The organism is Exiguobacterium sp. K1 (assembly GCF_033721435.1).
Taxonomy (GTDB): Bacteria; Bacillota; Bacilli; order Exiguobacteriales; family Exiguobacteriaceae; genus Exiguobacterium_A; species Exiguobacterium_A artemiae.
The window spans coordinates 33,604-52,107 of the sequence record NZ_JAOTIT010000003.1 but is presented as its reverse complement, the minus strand read 5'-3'; the positions used below and the strand labels follow the sequence as shown (position 1 = coordinate 52,107).

The window sequence follows — 18,504 nt, the reverse complement described above, 5'->3', positions numbered from 1 at the left end:
CCCTTTGTATGTGAAAAAAGCAACAAAAAAAAGAGATTCCCGCCTCGGCTTTTTGTATGTTCTCAAAAAGCGTGAAAGCGTGAATCTCCTGTTTCTCCGTCACTTCGTATCAACTTGTTTTCACTATAACAATCGATGAAAACGCTGTCAAACGATTTACGTGATCTTTGTCATAGCGTTTTCATTTGTTTGGTTCAAAGTATTTCCACAACTCTTTATTCGAGGTCGTAATACTAGAGGCTCCCGCTGCAATCGCCTGTTCCACTTCCTCAACAGTATCAATCAATCCACCGGCGAATACGAGTTTGCCGGTTTTCCGTTTCACCTCTTCGATGTATTTCGGCATCAATCCCGGTAATACTTCGATATAATCAGGCTGCGTCCGCTCCATCAGCTGATAACTTTTTTCGAGAGAGCTTGAGTCCAGCAAGAACATCCGTTGCATCGTTTTTACCTTTTTTTGACGGGCTTTTACGATGACACTGGCTTTCGTCGAAATAACACCATAGGGCTTTAATTCCTGGCAGACGTATTCGGTCGCATATTCATCATTTTTTAACCCTTGGACCAAATCCATGTGCAAAAACATTTTTTTGTCATACCGGTGTGCCAATTCATAGACGGCCTTTAAACGCGAAACATGCATCTCAAGCAGTACACCGTATTCATAAGGACTTTTTAACATTTTTTCAAAGTCTTCTAACTTTCTGACAGACGGCAGAATTTTTTGACCAAAGTATGTCATATCGCGTCCCCATTTCTTTGATTTGTCCTTAGTATGTCGTCTCGGCAATGTTTTTCGCAATCCTCTTTTTATGAAAACAAATGAAAAGAACGATTAAATTAGGGTATAGCTTAACGATACTGATTTGAAATGGAGGTGAGAAGCATAGGGGAAAGTTTCTCTGTGCCTCGCATGAGTCAACAAAAAAGAATCATCATTTATTTATTTTCAATTTTGATTAACGCCCTTGGTAACAGCTTCATGGTCACCGCGGCCATCGGGAGTGCCCCTTGGACATCTGCCAGTGAAGCGTTGGCCCGTATTTCGCCGTTGACCGTCGGACTCGCCATCGTCGTCCTGCATGTTTTTGCGCTCGCCAGTGCTCTGCTGCTTGGGAGCCGGTTCAGTTGGTGGACGATCTTACTTAGCTTTTCCCTCGTCGTTCTGTTCGGAACGGCGATTGATTTCTTTTTGTCAATCCACCAGCTCCTTTATACACCAGTCGCCTTGTGGGCGCGTATTTTGTATATGGTTATCGGGATGCCGTTGATTTCGCTTGGACTGGCGCTTTACTTGCAAATCGGCTTTGTTCTGATGCCGCCCGACTATTTGATGAAATCATTGATCAGCCGGTTCAAAAGTACATCCATTGGTGCAACGGTCAGCCTGGCGATTCCTTTTTTAATTGCCAGCATCTTATCGCTTGTCGAACACGAATTGATCGGGATTGGCGTCGGAACGTTTGTCTTCCTCCTCTTAAACGGTCCCCTGATTGAATTTTTCCAAAAAACATTTCCAATCACCCGTCGTGTTACTTGACGAAAAGGGGCTGACTCAATAGTCACTCTCTACAAAAATCAAGGTGGCAGAATAATCATCTGCCACCCTGATTTCGTAAAAAAAGAATCACTCGCTTCATGCCACTCCTACAGGAAAAAGCGCATTTTGCGCTGTCAGAGACAAACAAGACCCGTTTCCCCGCCTAAATGAGGCAGGGTAACTGGCTTGTGTCTCGCCTGAGGAAAGGGCGTGAAAGAACGAGTGATTCTTTTTTGAGTCAGCCTCTTTCAGATTTTAATTTAAAGATATGATTTTTTTTGAAAAATCAGGATTGATCCGCCGAATAACACCAAGATGTGTGCCAGAACGAAGAGGACGGAAAACGTCAGCGTCGTTCCCATAGGTTCTGCTGTTCCGTACGTCAACGCACCTTTGAAATACATGGACCAGTCCAAATGCATCAACACAATCCATTTTGCGATTTCCGGTTTAAAGGCAAGTAACACTGTTCCGGCAATCGACGTAAAGAACTGAGCCAGCACGGTAAAACCGATGATCATACCGACAGAGCGGAAGACCAGCGAGAAGAATAACGTCATGAAAATCGTAAAGACCGGGGTGACGAGTGAGAAGACGGTATCGCGCCACTGGATACCATCACCGGCTTCAGAAAATGCAAACGATGTGGCGTACGTAATGATAACGATGAAAATGAATTGACCGAGCATGATTAAAATCGAAAACAACAGTTTGGAGAAATAAATCGTCATCCGCGAATACGGACTCATCAGCAAATGTTTCATCGTATCATAACGGACTTCATTTCCGACGGTCTCTGCCGTGAAAACAATTGTGATGATACCAAGCAGATTGAACAGAATAATCGTCATGAGCATATAGTAGTCACTGCGTGTAAGGTCAGCATCATTCATTTTCGCGACAATGACGACTCCGACGGCGATCAGAACGTATAGCGCCAGGACGATTTTCGATTTTTTCATCGTCCACCATTTCATCCATTCATTTTGTATGAGCGAAAGCATGTGAATCCCCCTCTTTTTTCGTCACTTGCAAGAATTGTTCTTCGAGTGTCATTCGTTTCACTGTCAGTTCATGTAAATCAGCAATCGGGACGATTAATCGGGCGATGGCTGGTGTCTCGGTTTCAGGTGCTGTGATGACGATTTTATCGTTCAAGCGTTCGGCCGGATAGTTAGCGATCCGTAATGCTTCAATGACATCAAGTATATTAATTTCAGGAACACGAATCATGATTTTGGCTCCGGTTTCATTCCGGACAGACTCGACCGATTTAATGACACCTTGATCGATGATGGCATAGCGGTCACTGATCTGTTCCATTTCCCCTAACATATGACTGGAAATCAGAATCGCAATATTCTGCTCGCGAGCCATCGTCCGAAGATATTCACGCAGTTCCGCAATTCCTGCCGGATCAAGTCCGTTCGTCGGCTCATCTAAAATCAGCACCCGTGGATTATGTAACAAGGCGCGGGCAATTCCGAGACGCTGTTTCATTCCTAGTGAATATTCTCCGACTTTTTTAGACAGTTTTCCTTCAAGTCCAACGAGTTTCGCCAGTGCCTCATAATCGACCTGAGTCAAACCCGGAATCAGATTCTTTGCATGAACCAGATTTTGTTTGCCTGTCATGTATGTGTAGAAAGCCGGATTCTCAACGATTGCTCCGATTTGTGTCAAAGCTTTTGAGCGTTCATGGACGACGTCGAAGCCATTGACGGTGACCGTTCCCTCATCTTGCTCAAGTAATCCCGTTATGATTCGGATGGTCGTCGTCTTCCCGGCCCCGTTTGGTCCAAGAAATCCAAACACTTCTCCCGGCGCCACTTCAAAGCTGACATCCTTTAAAATCTGCTCTTTGCCTAGACGTTTTGATACGTGTTCGATTTTCAGCATCTTTTTTCCTCCTCTTGCTGTTCTTCTTACTTCAGTGTACGCGATATCAATTAAAAAAGTTCCTATCCTTACAATTATGTAATCCGTTTCCAGTTTAAACTTGTATACTAAAAGAGGTGCAGGACTCTAACTGACAGGAGGAAACCCGATGCCATTGCAGTTTGTTCCGGTGACAAAAAAAGATTTTCCGATCATTCAATCGATTTTTGCTGAAAATTCGCATTATGTGCAACTCGAAGACCGAATCTATCCTTTATCGGATGACGAATTAGAAGAAGAATTTTTAAATGCTGATACGATTAGTCTGCTCTGTATTGACGGTGACGATGTGCTTGCCCTCATTGATTATTTACCGGAACATCCAACCGACCACTCCACCTGGATCGGTTTATTCATCATGCCCGAACGACTTCATCGACAGGGTATCGGTTCGATGATCTATCGTATGTTTCACGAACAGTATCTACAGGATTGTCCTGTAATCCGGCTGGCTGTCCTGCCTGAAAATGTATCAGGACGTCGCTATTGGGAACATCTTGATTTCCGCTTCGAACGACAGGGTGTATCCGACCGCCATCAACCCGTCGAAGTTTTTCTCAAAATAAATTCATCAGATGATCGTATGTTAAAATAATTAGAAGCATTCTACTTATTGCACTAATTGAATTGGAGTTTATTACATGAAGAAATTTTCTATCCGTTTTGATGCCTTACTTGCTTTATTGATTGCCGGTCTTTTTTTCGTCATGACACTTTCTCTGACGTTTTTAATCAGTAATCGTGCAACAGACCGTCTAAAGGATGAGGTAGGAACAACCTTGTCCGCCACAGCTTATCAATTATCCGATAAACTCGATCACTACATGTGGTCCCGTACTGCCGAAGTCAATGTCTTACGGACTTTGCCAACGATTCGGGACGGGAAAAATCCGGCTGAAACACGGAATACGCTGGAGCAGTTGCAACAACAAATCCCTGACTTTTCCTGGATTGGTGTAATGAATCCCGATGGCCAAGTCATTGCTTCAACAGGGAAAATATTAGAGGGCCAATCGATCAAAGCACGTCCCGTCTTTCAGGAAGCTCAAAAAAAGCCATTCATCGGCGATGTACATGACGCTGTTCTACTGGCCAAACTGCTTCCTAACCCGAGCGGCGAACCGTTGCAATTCGTCGACATCAGCACACCGTTGTTCACGAACGGAAAAATGACTGGTGTTCTCGCCACTCACCTCAGCTTTGAGTGGGCCAAGGAAATCGAACAAAGTTTCCAAAGCTCTACGGCGCAGATTAAAGATGTCGAATTCCTCATCGTCAGCAAACAAAACCGGACCGTCCTACTCGGTCCGAAGCAGTGGCGCGGAAAAAATTTGCCGTCTGATTGGCTAGCCGGAAATCAAAAAGGATACCGGATCTCCAACTGGGAAAATGATCAAGAATACTTAATCGGCGTCGCCGAAAGTAAGGGCTACAAAAATTACAACGGACTCGGCTGGACGGTTCTCGTCCGCCAACCGAGCCAAATCGCCTTTTCGGACGCAAGCACTTTGAGAAACTACATCCTGATTGCCGGATTAATTGCTTCTTTGTTGACGGCCATCATCGGTTGGTTCGTAGCCAGACTGTTGACCCGCCCCTTAAAGAAAATCACACTGGCAGCAGAAGCTATGCAACATGATCGGTCCAAGTCGATTCCGGCACATACCGGGATTCGGGAGATCGAAGTCCTTTCCGTCGCCTTGCGTGAACTGACGACAAAATTAACCCATACCGAGCAAGAACGGACAACGTACGAGTCACTCGCCCTTCACGATGCTTTGACCGGTCTGCCGAACCGGAATGGTCTATCGGATTATTTGGATGGGCTGTCGCGTAAAACGCACGACCAGATTTATCTGTATCTTGATTTAGACGGCTTCAAAGCTGTCAATGACCAGTATGGTCATGCCATGGGTGATTTATTGTTAATCGAAGTCGCCGATCGTCTTCAAAAATCCTTACGTTACGAAGGTCTTGTGGCACGGCTCGGTGGCGATGAGTTTTTAATTATCTTGAACGAGCCGATTACGACAGAAGAAATCGACCGATACGGAAAAGACATCATTCATACACTTTCTTATCCTTATCTTTTGAATCAACAAACTATATTGATTGGAGCCAGTATGGGCGTCGCCATCCGTTCGGCGGAAGAATCGATCGAACAGGTGATTCACCGGGCAGATATTGCTTTGTACGATTCAAAACACCAGGGCAAAGGATGCTTGACCTTCCATTACTAAGAGACGTTATTGACAAGATCACCGCTACTCCGTAATGTGAACGCATAGAAGAAGCAATCCCCAACTACTTACAACAAGGAGCTGACAACATGAATCAGTGGACACGCGAAGCACGTTATCGCCCGCTTTCCGATCTTGCACCGGAAGTGTATCAACTCATGAAAGAAGAAGTACGGAACTCACCTTGGCGGTTTTCTTTCCACATCCAACCTCCGACCGGTTTATTGAATGATCCGAACGGATTTGTCTATCACAACGGGACGTACCACCTCTTTTATCAATGGTTCCCGCTCGGACCCGTCCACGGATTGAAGTATTGGTACCATATGACTTCAAAGGATTTAGTGCATTGGTTCGATGAGGGGGCAGCTCTTATTCCAAACGATGATCCTGATTCACATGGTGCTTACTCCGGAAGTGGTTTCGTCAAAAACGATCAGGTTCATGTTATGTATACAGGAAACAAGCGGGACGCCGAATGGAATCGCCATACGAGTCAAATTGTCGGTCACCTTCGTTCGGACGGTCGGATTGAAAAACATCTGCCTCCTGCCATTCCAGAGGTTCCGACCGGTTATACCGAGCATTTCCGAGATCCTAAAGTATTTCAGCATCACGATACATGGTATTGCATCATCGGAGCTCAACGCGATGATTTAAGCGGATGTACGGTCATGTACCAATCGCTGGATGCGGAAAACTGGACATTCATGGGTGAACTCAACACCGGATATGATCAATTCGGTTATATGTGGGAGTGCCCCGATTATTTTGAACTCGACGGAAAAGGATTCTTATTATTCAGTCCGCAAGGGATTTCTCCCGAGAACGACCGATATCAAAACATCTTCCAATCCGGATACTTGATGGGACAGCCGCTCGCCCTGCCGGAACTCACTTTCCAACATGAAGATTTTGTTGAACTGGATTTCGGATTTGATTTTTATGCGCCGCAAACAACACTGGCAGCAGACGGACGCCGGATTCTTGTCGGCTGGATGGGATTACCGGACATCTCGTATCCAAGTGACCGGTTTAACTGGGCACACGGTTTGACATTGCCCCGAGAACTGACACTCGAAAATCAGCAATTGCGCCAAAAACCGGTCCGGGAACTGATATCACTCCGTAAAGAAACGTTGTACGAACAGGAACTGGAATTGGTCGATCAACTCCTGCCTGCACAAGCAGAAATTTTCGAGCTCGAGTTGTCCCAGTTGCAACTTTCTTCTGATCAATTGGAAGTGAAGCTCCGCGTCAGTGACCAGGAACAGACGGTTCTGCGGTACGATCAACAAACGAGACGGTTTACAATGGACCGCGCGTCATCAGGTGCAGAAGTACCGGCACTCGACTACGGAACTACTCGTTCGGTCACGTTGACTGAACCATTGCATACGTTACGTGTGTTCGTCGATCGTTCGTCCGTCGAAGTCTTTCTCAATGACGGAGAAGCCGTGGCTTCCGCCCGGATTTTCCCGAAGACGACGAGCCAAGGCATCGTTCTGACCGGTGACGCGACGGCGCATTTGGCGATTTACAGCCTCTAATTTAGCTCAAGACAGAAAAACACATTCCTCACAGACAATCAACTGAGGAATGTGTTTTTTATTGCGGTGCCGTCTCTTTTTGAAGATCAAAGGCTAATATGTGTTGTTCGCCGATCGGCCCCATGACAGATTGTAAGGTATCCACGTAACCTGTTTTGAAGTACAAGGATTTTGCTGCGATATTCTTTTTATTGACCGCTAACGTAATCGCCGTCACTTCCGGAAAATATTCGTTTACGAAGGCAGGAAGTTGCATCATCGCTTCTTTGGCATATCCTTGCTGTTGGTGTCTGGCATCAATCGAAAAAGCCCGCAACAGGACACTGCGTTCATCCGTCCGGTGGGTTTTCGGAGGATTTAAATGCAGGATGAAAAATCCGACGACTTCCGTTTCTTTTTTAATGACGACCGGAAACTTGTCTGGATTACTTAATGCTTCCGACACGACCTCGGTCGGAAATGTCGTAAATTGGATTTGTTCCTCCGGAAGAATAAACGCATCACATTGTTCATAGTGTTCGTTGGTATACATAAACAGCTTTACTTGAGACATACTTTTTCCGCCTTCCATTAGTCAAGGAGACACAACACTCCCCTTACATCTATTTCCATTTTACATGTTCTAGATGTTTTAGCCAATGCTTCAGGAACGTTCGTGTAAAAGATTTTATCTTTACTTATATTCCACTTCTTGTGTAGACTTAATCAATTGTCCGACTGAAAATGCTAAACTAAGAAAAGAAAATTGAGTTTATAAAGGTAAGAGGTGAATAAACCGATGTCCCCAGACTTTTTCGAGCGGATGGAGATCGAAACCGGAACCAAATTAAATGCGGTCCAGCGCCAAGCGATTGAGCACGATCAAGGTCCGCTCTTATTACTCGCTTCCCCGGGTTCAGGAAAAACGACAACATTAAATTTTAAAATTGCCTATTTGATCCTTGAGAAAAAGGTGAATCCCCGGTCCATCTTGGGATTAACTTTCAGTAAAGCCGCTGCTCATGAGATGGCAGAACGTTTTTATGACTGGTTTCATCATTTAATCGGAACAACGGCTTCTTTCTCGACCATCCACAGTTTTGCTTTCCAAGTCGTCCGTGACTATGCGTCAACACACCGCCTTCAGTATACGATCATCGAAGGCGCCATTGAAAAAACGGCAACACACCGTCCGGAGCAGCCGTTGCATAAACGGATGATTCTTCGCCGGATTTTCCAGGAAATCAACCGGAGTGTCATTACGGAAGATCAGATGGATGAATTGCTGCGTATGATTTCCTTCGTGAAAAACCGCTTACTGGTTACGAAGGACATTGAAACATTAAAGACGACCATTAAACATTTTCCGGAGATTTACTCCGCCTATGAGCAATTTAAGTTGCGGGATTCGCTCCATCCACTGATGGACTTCGATGATATGCTGACATATGCCAATACGATTCTTTCGCAGGATGCGGCACTACTTGCCTCGTATCAACGCCGCTTTGAATATATTTTAACGGACGAAAGTCAGGATACTTCTTTGGTGCAGCATCAACTTGTCGAAAAACTGGCATTGCCTCACAATAACCTTTGTGTCGTCGCCGACGATGATCAAACGCTGTACAGCTGGCGCGGTGCAGATGTATCAAAAATCATCCATTTTAAGGATACGTATCCCGATGCGACTGTATTGTACATGGAACAAAACTATCGTTCCTCTAAAGAGATCGTCGAAACCGCCAATCGGTTCATTCAGCGGAATAAGGTCCGTTACCCGAAGAAGATGTATACGGAAAATCCGTCTTCCCGTGCCATCACCGTTGAAACGTTACCGGCGTACGAAGACCAAACGCGGTATGTCATTCGTCAATTACGCGAGGAAACGAATTTTAAAGAAGTAGCGATTTTATACCGCAACAACTCGTCCTCGATTAATATCATGAATGCCCTTGATCTAGCCGGTATCCCTTTTTATATCAAGGACGTCGATCACAAATTCTTTAGCCATTGGGTTTTAAAGGATGTCTTACATTTTATCGAACTGGCAAACGATCCTTCTGATGTTGAGATTTTAGCGCAAATTCATACGAAATTTGCAGGGTATATCTCAAAAGTTCAATTACAGCGTCTTTATGAACTGCAGAACGGTGAAAACGTCTTTGATCTGCTGCTTCAACACGTCGAGATGAAGTTTTATCAAAAAAAACAGTTGAAAACCATTAAATCCGTCTTCGCTGCCATACAAACCGCCCGTCCGGCTGCCGCTTTGGCAATGATTCGCAATGAACTCGGTTATGAAAAAAATCTTAAAAAAATGAGTGACAGTCTTGGATTCAGCATTGATTTTTTACTTGAAATGCTCAACACGATTGAAAATGTCGCAAGTGATCTTCCGACTTCCCTTGCCTTTAAGGAACGGATTGTTCACCTCGAACAACTCATGCGTCAAGCAAAATCGAACAAACAGCAAAATGCCGTCACGCTGTCTACTTTCCACAGTGCTAAGGGACTCGAGTTCGATCGTGTCTTCATGATTGATCTGATCAACGGTGTTCTTCCGTCGTCTGAAAACATTAAATCGTATAAAGACGGGCAACTCGAAGAAATGGAAGAAGCCGTCCGTCTGTTTTATGTCGGGATGACACGTGCACGTCATGAGCTTCATCTGTTGTCTTACCGCTATAAATCAAAACCGGTCGAAGAATCCTTATTCATCGTAAATATCCGGCAGATTCTCAACCCGGATCAAAAAGCACAAAAAGAAGCCCGCTACGCTTCACGTTTGAATGAAAAACCTGCCGGGCCACTTCTTCAAGTCGAGAAAAATATGCGGATCCGGCATACATCCTTCGGTGAGGGAACGATTGTTCATGTAATGGACGACGTTCTTGAGATTCAATTCGATAAAGGCATCGATAAGCAATTGTCCCTTCAAGTCTGTTCTGAAAATCATCTGTTAACGATTTTATAAAAAAAGGCGCACTTACCATCCGGATCATGTTCCGGAGTAAGTGCGTCTTTTGATTACTCATTTCATTCGTTCATTCTGTTGACGGACCAATGCATCACGGATTTCCGTGAGCAGTTTTTCTTCCGTCGTCGGAGCTGCGACTTCTTCTGTCGTCTCCTCTTTCCGGCGAAAAGCATTGATGCCTTTGACGAATAAAAATAACGCAAACGCAATCAAGATAAACTCGATGCTTGCTTGCAGGAATTGACCGTATAACAAATTAGCATTTCCGACCTCGACGGACAATCCTTTGACATCAATTCCACCGATGATAATACCGATCAATGGCATGAAGATGCTGTCGACCAGCGACTTGATGATACCGCTGAAAGCCGCCCCCAAGATGACCCCTACTGCCAGGTCGATGACATTTCCGCGAAATGCAAACTCTTTAAACGCTTTGAACACTGCCGGTTGCCCCTCTCATTTTACGTCCATGCCCGATCAGCCAACTGACGAATCGCATAGCCAACCCCATTTTCATTATTTGTTTTCGTCACTTGATGGGCAATCGCTTTTGCATCGTCATGACCATTCCCCATCGCAATCGCCATACCGGCCACTTTGAACATCGGAACATCATTCAAGTTGTCCCCGATGACGGCGACTTCTTCGATCGACACTCCAAGGTGCTTTGCCAGTGTTTTGACCGCTGTTCCTTTATCGGCACCAAGTGCCATGACTTCGATATTGTCATGCCCGGATGATGTCACGTATACACCCTCCACTTTTTGTTCGATTTCTTCCCAAATTTTCTTCATCAACTCTTGATCAAATGAGAAAGAAATGAATTTAAAGACTTGTTTGGTCTGGTTGCGGATGAACGAACGGAAACCGTCAATCATTTTGACATCTTCGTTGACATAATACCGGTCATGGAAAAATTCCAGGACATTTTTGGCCCGGTCGCTTTCCTGACTCATTTCTTTCAGCGAATCATAAGCGGCGTCAATCGTCGCTCCTTGCGCTGTGACCAGTCCTTTATCACAAAACATCTCGAAGAAAACTTCATACTGACTGATGATACCGTAAATTTGTTGCGCCTGTTCCGTCGTCAGTGTCGTTGCACTCAGCTCTTCGCCGTCAGCAGTCAACACACGTGCTCCGTTAGAAGCGATGATCGGACACGTAATGCCCGCCTCGTCCGTCAGTTCTTTTGCATTTAAGTAATTTCGTCCTGTCGCAATCGCAAAATCAATGCCTTGTTCTTTTGCAGCTTCAATTGCCGCAATCGTTTCCGGTTCTATTTTCTGTTTGCTGGATAACACCGTACCATCCATGTCTGAGATCAATAATTTGATTGCTTTTGCCAAAACGTTCACTCTCCTTTATCTTTTTCCATTTTACTATACCATTTTCAAGACGATATTCCTGTTCCGACCCTTTTGATGCCGCTCAAAGGATCGGAGACAACAAGCGGGAAATACTTTCTTTAAACTTAACGAACCGGGATCGTTCCGCATATTTTTCAGCGGTCAGTTGCTCACAGACAAGACAATCCGCTTCGAACAAACGGGCTAATTCTTCAGCAACATGCCGGTCGTAGACGATCGAGTTCATCTCAAAATTCAATCGGAAGCTCCGGGCATCGATATTCGTCGTTCCGACGGAGGCGATTTCTCGATCGACAACAATCGTTTTCGCATGGAGAAACCCCGGTTCATACGTATAGATTTTCGCTCCGTAATCAATCAACTCACCGGCCGCTGCCGTCGTCGCCCAGTAAACAAACGGATGATCCGGTTTGTTCGGAATCATGATCCGGATTTCGACACCTGCCAGTAACGCCATTTTGCAGGCGTCCATATAACTCGTATCCGGAATGAAGTAAGGCGACTGAATATAAATCGATTGTTTGGCGGATGAAATCATTTTAATCAGCAGATTTTTGAGATGTTCCGTTTTTGAATCCGGACCCGACGTCACAATCTGCATCGGCAATTCCTGTTCAATCGAGTGGGCGCCATAATAAAAAGTATTTTTAGGCGTATAGCTGTCGCTGGCCTGGTTCCAATCCAAGATGAATCGGTCCAGTTGATCGTGAACAACCTCTCCTTCCAACCGGAAATGCGTGTCGCGCCAGTAGCCGAATTTTTCGTCGATCCCTAAATACTCCGTTCCGACGTTAAAGCCGCCGATATAACCAATCTTCCCATCGACGATACAGGACTTCCGGTGATTCCGGTTGTTGAGACGGAAATTAATCAGACCGATTGTCGGCGGGAAAAAGGCGTACACTTCTCCGTCATGTTTCATTAATTCCTTAAAGTCGGACCGTTTTAAATCGCGGGATCCGACCGCATCATAGAGCAACCGGACTTTGATTCCCTGTTTCGCTTTGTTCGTCAAAGCGGCAATCAAGGCCTGTCCCAGTGAATCCTTTTGAATGATGTAATACTGGATGTTGATTTCGTGTTCCGCGTTTAAAATATCGGTCATCATCCGATTGAATTTTTGTTCACCGTCCGATAAAATCACGACATCATTTTTAAAGCTGAGCAACGCATCATTTGATATCAAATTCATCCGGATCAATTGATCGTACCGGATGATTGCTGGATGACGCTGTTGTGTCTCATGTTTGTCGAGCTCAGCCAGTTGCAAAGCAACACGGCGTGACTGTTCTTGTTGTTCCGTTTGTTCGACGTGATAAAAATTTGTTTTTTTCAAGAGACGTCCAAAAAATAAATAAATCAGAAACCCAATCAACGGAACAAAATATAAAATCAAGACCCACGCCCACGTTGCGCCGACATCCCGCCGCTCTAAAAAAATGACGGTGATGACCGCCAATACATTAACGATAATCAAGCCGTAAGCCAATATGACGAGCATCGTACTCAACACGTCAAGCACTGGATCTCCTCCTTTGTTTTACCTGTCACCTTTTCCCACTGCAATGTATAAGGTATTCCTTATTTTCAAAGTAAATAAAACAAAAAAGTGCAGGAAACTCCTAAAAAAGATGGAGTTTCCTGCACTGGATAAGATTTTATGTTTCATTGACGGATTCATCCGCGTGGGATTGTTCCAATTCAATTGATTCAACCATTGTTTTTGCACTGGCTACACAATCCGGCAATCCGACCCCGTCATAGGCAAGACCGGCGAGATAAATGCCCGGATATTGTGCCAATACTTCTTCCCGGACACGCTGAATCCGGTCGGCATGACCGACGGTGTAAGCAGGAAGACCATCCATCAAACGGCTGATGATGACCTGCTTCGGCTCTAACGTCCGACCACAGATCTTTTCCAAGTCCTGCAGCACGGCCTGTTGCAATACCTCATCTGATTCATGAACCAGATGGTCATTACCCGGTCGTCCGACAAATGCCCGAAGGACCGTGTGATCGGGAGCCGAATGATTCCATTTTTGATCAATCGCCGTACAGGCCGTAATCGAGTACGGTGCCCGTCGATTGACGACAAAACCTGTTCCTTCAATTGGCAGCGACTGCTGTTGATCAAAAATCATCGTTACCGTTGCCGTCGAGTGGGTCGTTAACTGCTCAAGTTCCGGTAAATGAGCATCCGGTAACAGTTGAACGACTTGCGGATGCGGTATCGTCAAGAGGACATAATCGGCGTACTCTGGACCGTGGTCCGTTTTCAGCCGGTATCGTCCATCTTCACGTGAGATCGCCAGTAATGGGGTTTCGAGACGAATTTCCGAGCGTTCGAGCACCTCTTCCAACCGTTCAATCAACGATTCGAGTCCTGTTTCAAGCGATAAGAACTGTCCCGTTGCCTTAATTGTTGTCTGGGGAGTTTGCGGCAATTGATCGAGCGGACGCATCAGACGCATTCCTTCAAACAATGAGCCGGCTTTTTGTTCATTTGCGACGAACTGCGGATAGGTCGCAAACGTACTCATCTGATCGATATTGCCGGCATAAATTCCGGACAGCAACGGTTCAATCAGTTTTTCAACTAATGCATCACCGAGCCGCGGACGCAAATATTCCCCGAGCGGAATGTCCTGTTCCGGAATCCTCAGACTGTCAGACGGATGCAACAGCAAGTCTGCGACTTCCTGTTTCTCCTCTTCTGTCAGTAACGTCGTTTGCCGAAACAAGTCAAGATCCGTCGGAATTCCCATGACAGCGCCTTTCGGAATCGGATGAAGGCCACCCGTATCCAAAATGAACGCTTGGGATGTATTGTTTCGGACCAGTTTTTCACCAAGTCCGATTGCTTCAATCAAATCCGTCAAAATGTGTTTGCGGGCGACGTAAGAATCCGGTCCACGCTCAATCGTAAAACCGTCTTCCCGGTACGTCGCGACCTTCCCGCCAAGACGTTCTCCGGCTTCAAGCAATGTAATGTTCAAATCGGGAAAGGCACGTTCTGCGTAATAGGCAGCGGCAAGACCAGTAATACCACCGCCGACGATGACGAGACGTTTACTTGACATAACTGCCGACCTGTTTTGAAACAGCCTCAGTGACCGCTTTCATGAAGGCAGGATCTGCGTTCGGCATGATCGGACGTGCGTAATGGATGCCCAGTTCGTCACAGACGACTTTACACTCATAATCATTGTCGAACAGGACTTCCAAGTGATCGGCGACGAATCCGACCGGAACGTAGACGAATGCTTCGTATCCTTCTGCTTCATAGACGTCACGCGTCAAGTCTTGTACATCTGGTCCGAGCCAAGGTTCTGGCGTTTGTCCGGCTGACTGCCAGCCTGTGATCATATGCTTGACACCGGCGCGGGCCGCAATCAAATCTGCTGTCTCTTTTAATTGTTCCGGGTATGGGTCACCGTTCGCAATGATTTTTTCCGGTAAACTGTGGGCTGAGACGACAAGGACTGCTTTATCTTCCGGTACCGGTAACGCATCAAATGTTTTCCGGATTTCCGTGCCCCACCAGTCGATGAAAGCTTCTTCTTTGTACCATGACTCAACAGAAGCTAAATGGATGCCGTGTTTGTCTGCTACTTCTTTTGCACGACCGTTGTATGAACGGATGCTGAACGTCGAGTAGTGTGGTGCCAGTACAACCGTGACCGCTTCCGTGATACCGTCTTTCGCCATTTGTTCCACGGCGTCTTCGACGAATGGTTCGATATGCTTCAGACCGAGATACAGTTTGAATTCGATTTCGCCTGCATATTTTTCAGTCAGTTGGCGGTGCAGTTCTTCCGCTTGATCAATCGTGACTTGTGCCAGTGGTGAAACACCACCGATTGCTTCATACCGCTCTGTCAGTTCAGCCAATGCTTCTGGAGACGGTTTCCGCCCACGGCGGATATGTGTGTAATACCGTTCAATGTCTTCCGGTTTGTACGGCGTACCGTACGCCATGACGAGTAATCCTAGTGTTTTCATTTCGCTACCTCCATTTTTTCTTTCGAGTAATCATGGATATATGCAGTGAGACGTTTTAAGACTTCCGGATCCACTTCCGGGAAGATACCGTGCCCTAAGTTAAAGATAAAACCAGGGCGTTTCATGCCCATATCAAGGATTTCTTTTGTTTTGGCTTCAAGAATCTCCCATGGAGCGAGCAGATAAGATGGATCAAGATTTCCCTGCAAGGTTTTTGTCAGTCCGCGTTCACGTGCCGCGTCTACCGACAAACGCCAGTCGAGTCCGACGACATCAAGCGGAAGATCATGCCATTCTTCTGCCAAGTGACTTGCTCCGACACCAAACATGATCATCGGAACGCCTGTTTCTTTTAATTCCGTGAAAATACGTTCCATCGTCGGTTTGATGTAAAGGACATAATCGTTGCGACTCGTCGTACCGACCCACGAATCGAAGATTTGAAACGCCTGGATACCGGCATCAACTTGTGCTTTGATATAATCGATGACCATATCTCCGAGTTTCTCCATTAAAGCATGCCAGACATCAGGGTGACCATACATCAATGCTTTCGTCTTATGATAACCTTTTGACGGTCCGCCTTCGATCATATAGCTTGCTAATGTAAACGGTGCTCCCGAAAAACCGATCAACGGTACTTCAAGACGTTCGCGCAATAATTTAATCGTCTCGAAAATGTAGGGAATATCTTCTTTTTTAAAGGTTTGGAGCGCTTGAACATCATCCATTGTCCGGATTGGATTAGCAATGACAGGACCGATGCCGCTTTTGATTTCGACGTCGACACCCATTGAAGGCAAGGGCGTCATAATATCTTTATAAAGGATTGCTGCGTCGACTCCCAACTGTTTGACCGGCAGTTCTGTCACATAGGCGCACAACTCAGGATCATGTGTAATCTCAAAAAGTGTCCGTGTCTTCTTGATTTCACGATACTCGGCTTGATACCGACCTGCTTGCCGCATATACCAGACCGGTACATGGCTTACTTCTTCGCCACGAATGGCCCGCAAAAATGTATCATTAAAGTTTTTCATCATAACTACCCCTTTTACTCGTTCTAACGCCCCAAAATAACGCACGATAAGTTTGTGAACACAGAAACATTATATCTGAAATTCAGAACGGTGTGCCAATAAATCGTTTACAAAATTACAGTTCTGTTACCCGTTCATCAAATGTTCACCGTTTCTTGTAAAGTCCGAAGGCAGCATTCAACTGTCCACGAATTAAATCCGAACGTTGTTGTTCTGTTACTTTTCGTTCTTTTTCACGGATTTCGTGTGTCCGCCACCCGTCTTCAATCTTTTCTGCGACTTCTACCAGTCGCTCGATATCTGTAAAGGAATACTTTCGGGTTTTTCCGTTCGTCCGCTCCGGAAAAATCAATTTCCGTTCTTCGTAGTAACGAATTTGCCGTTCCGATAAACCGGTCAATTCGCAGACAATCCCAATCGTCATCACCTTCTTCTCCCGGTAGTTCATCTTCGTCACTCCTTTCCTTCAAAATACCATGTCAGATTTTCTGACACAAGACGTTTCTTGGAAGGGATTTCCGTCTAAAGTAAACACATACTTTAAATTGATAAAGGAGGAACGAAGATGAAATTAGAAGAAATGTTAGTTTCGGTCGATACGTTTTATGTCTTATTCGCTACTTTATTAGTCTTTACGATGCAGATTGGATTTTTATTACTCGAAACAGGCATGTTACGGGCGAAGAATGCTGGACACGTTGCGGTTAAACAATTAATCAGTTTTTCCGTTGCCGCTCTTGCCTTTTGGGCAATCGGCTTCGGACTGACGTTCGGAGACGGACCCGGTTTGATTGGAACAGAAGGATTTTTCCTTCATGGCGGATTTTCAAGCCTTGACTGGTCAAATGTAACCATCGATGTCAAATTCCTCTTCCAGTTATCCTTTGTCGCAGTATCCCTTGCGATCGCTTGGGGCGGTTTTGCGGAACGGGCAAAATTGTCCGTTTACCTATTGTTCGGAACATTCTTCGTCGCTGTCATCTATCCGATTATCGCCCGTTCCGTTTGGGCAGGCGGCTTCCTCGGTTCCCTCGGGATGCAGGATTTTGCCGGATCGACAGTCGTCCACTTACAAGGTGGAATCGCTGCTCTCGTCGCTGCTTTAATCTTGAAAAAACGGATTGGAGCAGAAAAAACACCGTTACTTGGTCATAACGTCATCTATTCCGTCGTCGGTGCGTTTATCCTTTGGTTATGTTGGTTTGGATTCAATGCCGGCTCGACGTTAACGATTGCTGACGGATTCTTCAGTTATGTCGCCTTGACGACTTTACTTGCGACCGCTGCCGGTGCGCTTGGTGCACTCGCCATTTCCTTCTGGCACCGTCGGGTCGCAGATATCCCGTCGATCATCAACGGCGTCCTGGCTGCTCTCGTCGCCATCACAGCCGCTTGTGCTTTCGTCGAACCGTGGGGAGCCGTCGTAATCGGTTTCCTGGCCGGAGTCATCACGTACGGAACAAGTATCCTGCTCGCCCGTCGCGTCGATGATCCGTTGTGTGCGTTCTCGGTTCATGGTGTTGCCGGGATTTGGGGCACACTTGCTACCGGATTCTTCGCTTCACCGAGACTCGTTGAAATTACAGGCATCGGACAAGCCGGATTATTTTACGGCGGCGGTTTTACACAACTTGGGGTGCAAGCACTCGGCGTCGTCTTTGCCGTCGTCGTCGTCAGTGTCCTAAGTTATGTCTTCCTCAAGTTACTCGATGTAACAATCGGTCTCCGGATTACACGTGAAGATGAACTCCGTGGACTGGACGTTGCCGAGCATGGACAAGCTTCTTACGACCTCCCTGCACCGGTCAGCAAAGAGTTGCATCCTACGTATGAAGAAGAATCGACTGAAAAAGTCAACTGAA

General features: G+C 45.9%; 17 protein-coding genes. 6 read left to right on the top strand and 11 right to left on the bottom strand.

Features of this window, described 5'->3' with window-relative positions; genetic code table 11:
• Nucleotides 1–181 precede the first annotated feature (181 nt).
• Nucleotides 182–745 (bottom strand): glycerol-3-phosphate responsive antiterminator, encoded by a 564-nt coding sequence (locus tag N7U64_RS07945; RefSeq protein WP_214765647.1) that lies wholly within the window; start codon nt 743–745, stop codon nt 182–184.
• A gap of 171 nt (nt 746–916) precedes the next feature.
• On the opposite strand from N7U64_RS07945, the gene N7U64_RS07940 reads away from it, so the two are divergent.
• Nucleotides 917–1,543: a YczE/YyaS/YitT family protein gene (locus N7U64_RS07940; RefSeq protein ID WP_318929666.1), complete on the top strand. Its 627-nt coding sequence runs from the start codon at nt 917–919 to the stop codon at nt 1,541–1,543.
• Between the two features lie 260 nt (nt 1,544–1,803).
• Here N7U64_RS07940 and N7U64_RS07935 read toward each other — a convergent pair whose 3' ends face one another.
• Nucleotides 1,804–2,547, bottom strand: coding sequence for an ABC transporter permease (locus N7U64_RS07935; protein WP_318929229.1), 744 nt, complete (start codon nt 2,545–2,547; stop codon nt 1,804–1,806).
• Complete coding sequence (locus N7U64_RS07930; protein WP_318929227.1) at nt 2,525–3,442, bottom strand: ABC transporter ATP-binding protein; 918 nt, start codon at nt 3,440–3,442, stop codon at nt 2,525–2,527. The genes N7U64_RS07935 and N7U64_RS07930 overlap by 23 nt, the downstream gene beginning before the upstream one ends.
• A gap of 148 nt (nt 3,443–3,590) precedes the next feature.
• Between N7U64_RS07930 and N7U64_RS07925 the strand changes: the two genes are divergently transcribed.
• The 3 genes from N7U64_RS07925 (at nt 3,591) to N7U64_RS07915 (ending at nt 7,271) form a co-directional block, all read left to right on the top strand.
• Entirely contained in the window at nt 3,591–4,076 is a 486-nt protein-coding gene (locus tag N7U64_RS07925; protein WP_318929226.1) for a GNAT family N-acetyltransferase, read from the top strand.
• Nucleotides 4,077–4,122: 46 nt separating this feature from the next.
• Nucleotides 4,123–5,721 carry a diguanylate cyclase domain-containing protein gene (locus N7U64_RS07920; RefSeq protein WP_318929224.1) on the top strand — a complete coding sequence of 533 codons (1,599 nt, stop codon included), beginning with the start codon at nt 4,123–4,125 and terminating at the stop codon, nt 5,719–5,721.
• Nucleotides 5,722–5,810: 89 nt separating this feature from the next.
• The gene (locus tag N7U64_RS07915; RefSeq protein WP_318929223.1) at nt 5,811–7,271 is read left to right on the top strand and encodes a sucrose-6-phosphate hydrolase; all 1,461 of its coding nucleotides are present in this window, start codon (nt 5,811–5,813) and stop codon (nt 7,269–7,271) included.
• Nucleotides 7,272–7,329: 58 nt separating this feature from the next.
• Here the strand turns inward: N7U64_RS07915 and N7U64_RS07910 are convergent, their stop codons facing one another.
• Entirely contained in the window at nt 7,330–7,824 is a 495-nt protein-coding gene (locus tag N7U64_RS07910; RefSeq protein WP_318929221.1) for a GNAT family N-acetyltransferase, read from the bottom strand.
• A 225-nt stretch (nt 7,825–8,049) separates the two neighbouring features.
• On the opposite strand from N7U64_RS07910, the gene N7U64_RS07905 reads away from it, so the two are divergent.
• Nucleotides 8,050–10,224, top strand: a complete 2,175-nt coding sequence (locus N7U64_RS07905) for an ATP-dependent helicase (RefSeq protein WP_318929219.1) — start codon at nt 8,050–8,052, stop codon at nt 10,222–10,224.
• Nucleotides 10,225–10,281: 57 nt separating this feature from the next.
• Here the strand turns inward: N7U64_RS07905 and mscL are convergent, their stop codons facing one another.
• The 7 genes from mscL to N7U64_RS07870 form a co-directional block, all read right to left on the bottom strand.
• Nucleotides 10,282–10,671, bottom strand: a complete 390-nt coding sequence (mscL, locus tag N7U64_RS07900) for a large-conductance mechanosensitive channel protein MscL (RefSeq protein ID WP_012369609.1) — start codon at nt 10,669–10,671, stop codon at nt 10,282–10,284.
• A gap of 20 nt (nt 10,672–10,691) precedes the next feature.
• Nucleotides 10,692–11,585: a Cof-type HAD-IIB family hydrolase gene (locus N7U64_RS07895; protein WP_234944569.1), complete on the bottom strand. Its 894-nt coding sequence runs from the start codon at nt 11,583–11,585 to the stop codon at nt 10,692–10,694.
• A gap of 73 nt (nt 11,586–11,658) precedes the next feature.
• On the bottom strand, nt 11,659–13,119 hold the full coding sequence (gene cls, locus N7U64_RS07890) for a cardiolipin synthase (RefSeq protein WP_318929215.1): 1,461 nt from the start codon (nt 13,117–13,119) through the stop codon (nt 11,659–11,661).
• Nucleotides 13,120–13,255: 136 nt separating this feature from the next.
• Complete coding sequence (gene hemG / locus N7U64_RS07885) at nt 13,256–14,680, bottom strand: protoporphyrinogen oxidase (protein WP_318929214.1); 1,425 nt, start codon at nt 14,678–14,680, stop codon at nt 13,256–13,258.
• On the bottom strand, nt 14,670–15,602 hold the full coding sequence (gene hemH / locus N7U64_RS07880) for a ferrochelatase (protein WP_214765673.1): 933 nt from the start codon (nt 15,600–15,602) through the stop codon (nt 14,670–14,672). Before hemH ends, hemG begins: the two co-directional genes overlap by 11 nt.
• Entirely contained in the window at nt 15,599–16,645 is a 1,047-nt protein-coding gene (gene hemE, locus N7U64_RS07875) for a uroporphyrinogen decarboxylase (RefSeq protein ID WP_012369604.1), read from the bottom strand. Before hemE ends, hemH begins: the two co-directional genes overlap by 4 nt.
• Nucleotides 16,646–16,787: 142 nt before the next feature.
• Nucleotides 16,788–17,090, bottom strand: a complete 303-nt coding sequence (locus N7U64_RS07870) for a MerR family transcriptional regulator (RefSeq protein WP_012369603.1) — start codon at nt 17,088–17,090, stop codon at nt 16,788–16,790.
• A 117-nt stretch (nt 17,091–17,207) separates the two neighbouring features.
• Between N7U64_RS07870 and N7U64_RS07865 the strand changes: the two genes are divergently transcribed.
• Nucleotides 17,208–18,503 (top strand): ammonium transporter, encoded by a 1,296-nt coding sequence (locus N7U64_RS07865; protein ID WP_214765675.1) that lies wholly within the window; start codon nt 17,208–17,210, stop codon nt 18,501–18,503.
• The last annotated feature ends 1 nt before the right edge of the window (nt 18,504 follow it).

Bases quoted from the DNA above. Each gene is read 5' to 3' on its own strand.
- N7U64_RS07945 (WP_214765647.1), bottom strand. From the start codon at position 745: ATGACATACTTTGGTCAAAAAATTCTGCCGTCTGTCAGAAAGTTAGAA.
- N7U64_RS07940 (WP_318929666.1), top strand. From the start codon at position 917: ATGAGTCAACAAAAAAGAATCATCATTTATTTATTTTCAATTTTGATT.
- N7U64_RS07935 (WP_318929229.1), bottom strand. From the start codon at position 2,547: ATGCTTTCGCTCATACAAAATGAATGGATGAAATGGTGGACGATGAAA.
- N7U64_RS07930 (WP_318929227.1), bottom strand. From the start codon at position 3,442: ATGCTGAAAATCGAACACGTATCAAAACGTCTAGGCAAAGAGCAGATT.
- N7U64_RS07925 (WP_318929226.1), top strand. From the start codon at position 3,591: ATGCCATTGCAGTTTGTTCCGGTGACAAAAAAAGATTTTCCGATCATT.
- N7U64_RS07920 (WP_318929224.1), top strand. From the start codon at position 4,123: ATGAAGAAATTTTCTATCCGTTTTGATGCCTTACTTGCTTTATTGATT.
- N7U64_RS07915 (WP_318929223.1), top strand. From the start codon at position 5,811: ATGAATCAGTGGACACGCGAAGCACGTTATCGCCCGCTTTCCGATCTT.
- N7U64_RS07910 (WP_318929221.1), bottom strand. From the start codon at position 7,824: ATGTCTCAAGTAAAGCTGTTTATGTATACCAACGAACACTATGAACAA.
- N7U64_RS07905 (WP_318929219.1), top strand. From the start codon at position 8,050: ATGTCCCCAGACTTTTTCGAGCGGATGGAGATCGAAACCGGAACCAAA.
- hemG (WP_318929214.1), bottom strand. From the start codon at position 14,680: ATGTCAAGTAAACGTCTCGTCATCGTCGGCGGTGGTATTACTGGTCTT.
- hemH (WP_214765673.1), bottom strand. From the start codon at position 15,602: ATGAAAACACTAGGATTACTCGTCATGGCGTACGGTACGCCGTACAAA.
- hemE (WP_012369604.1), bottom strand. From the start codon at position 16,645: ATGATGAAAAACTTTAATGATACATTTTTGCGGGCCATTCGTGGCGAA.
- N7U64_RS07870 (WP_012369603.1), bottom strand. From the start codon at position 17,090: ATGAACTACCGGGAGAAGAAGGTGATGACGATTGGGATTGTCTGCGAA.
- N7U64_RS07865 (WP_214765675.1), top strand. From the start codon at position 17,208: ATGAAATTAGAAGAAATGTTAGTTTCGGTCGATACGTTTTATGTCTTA.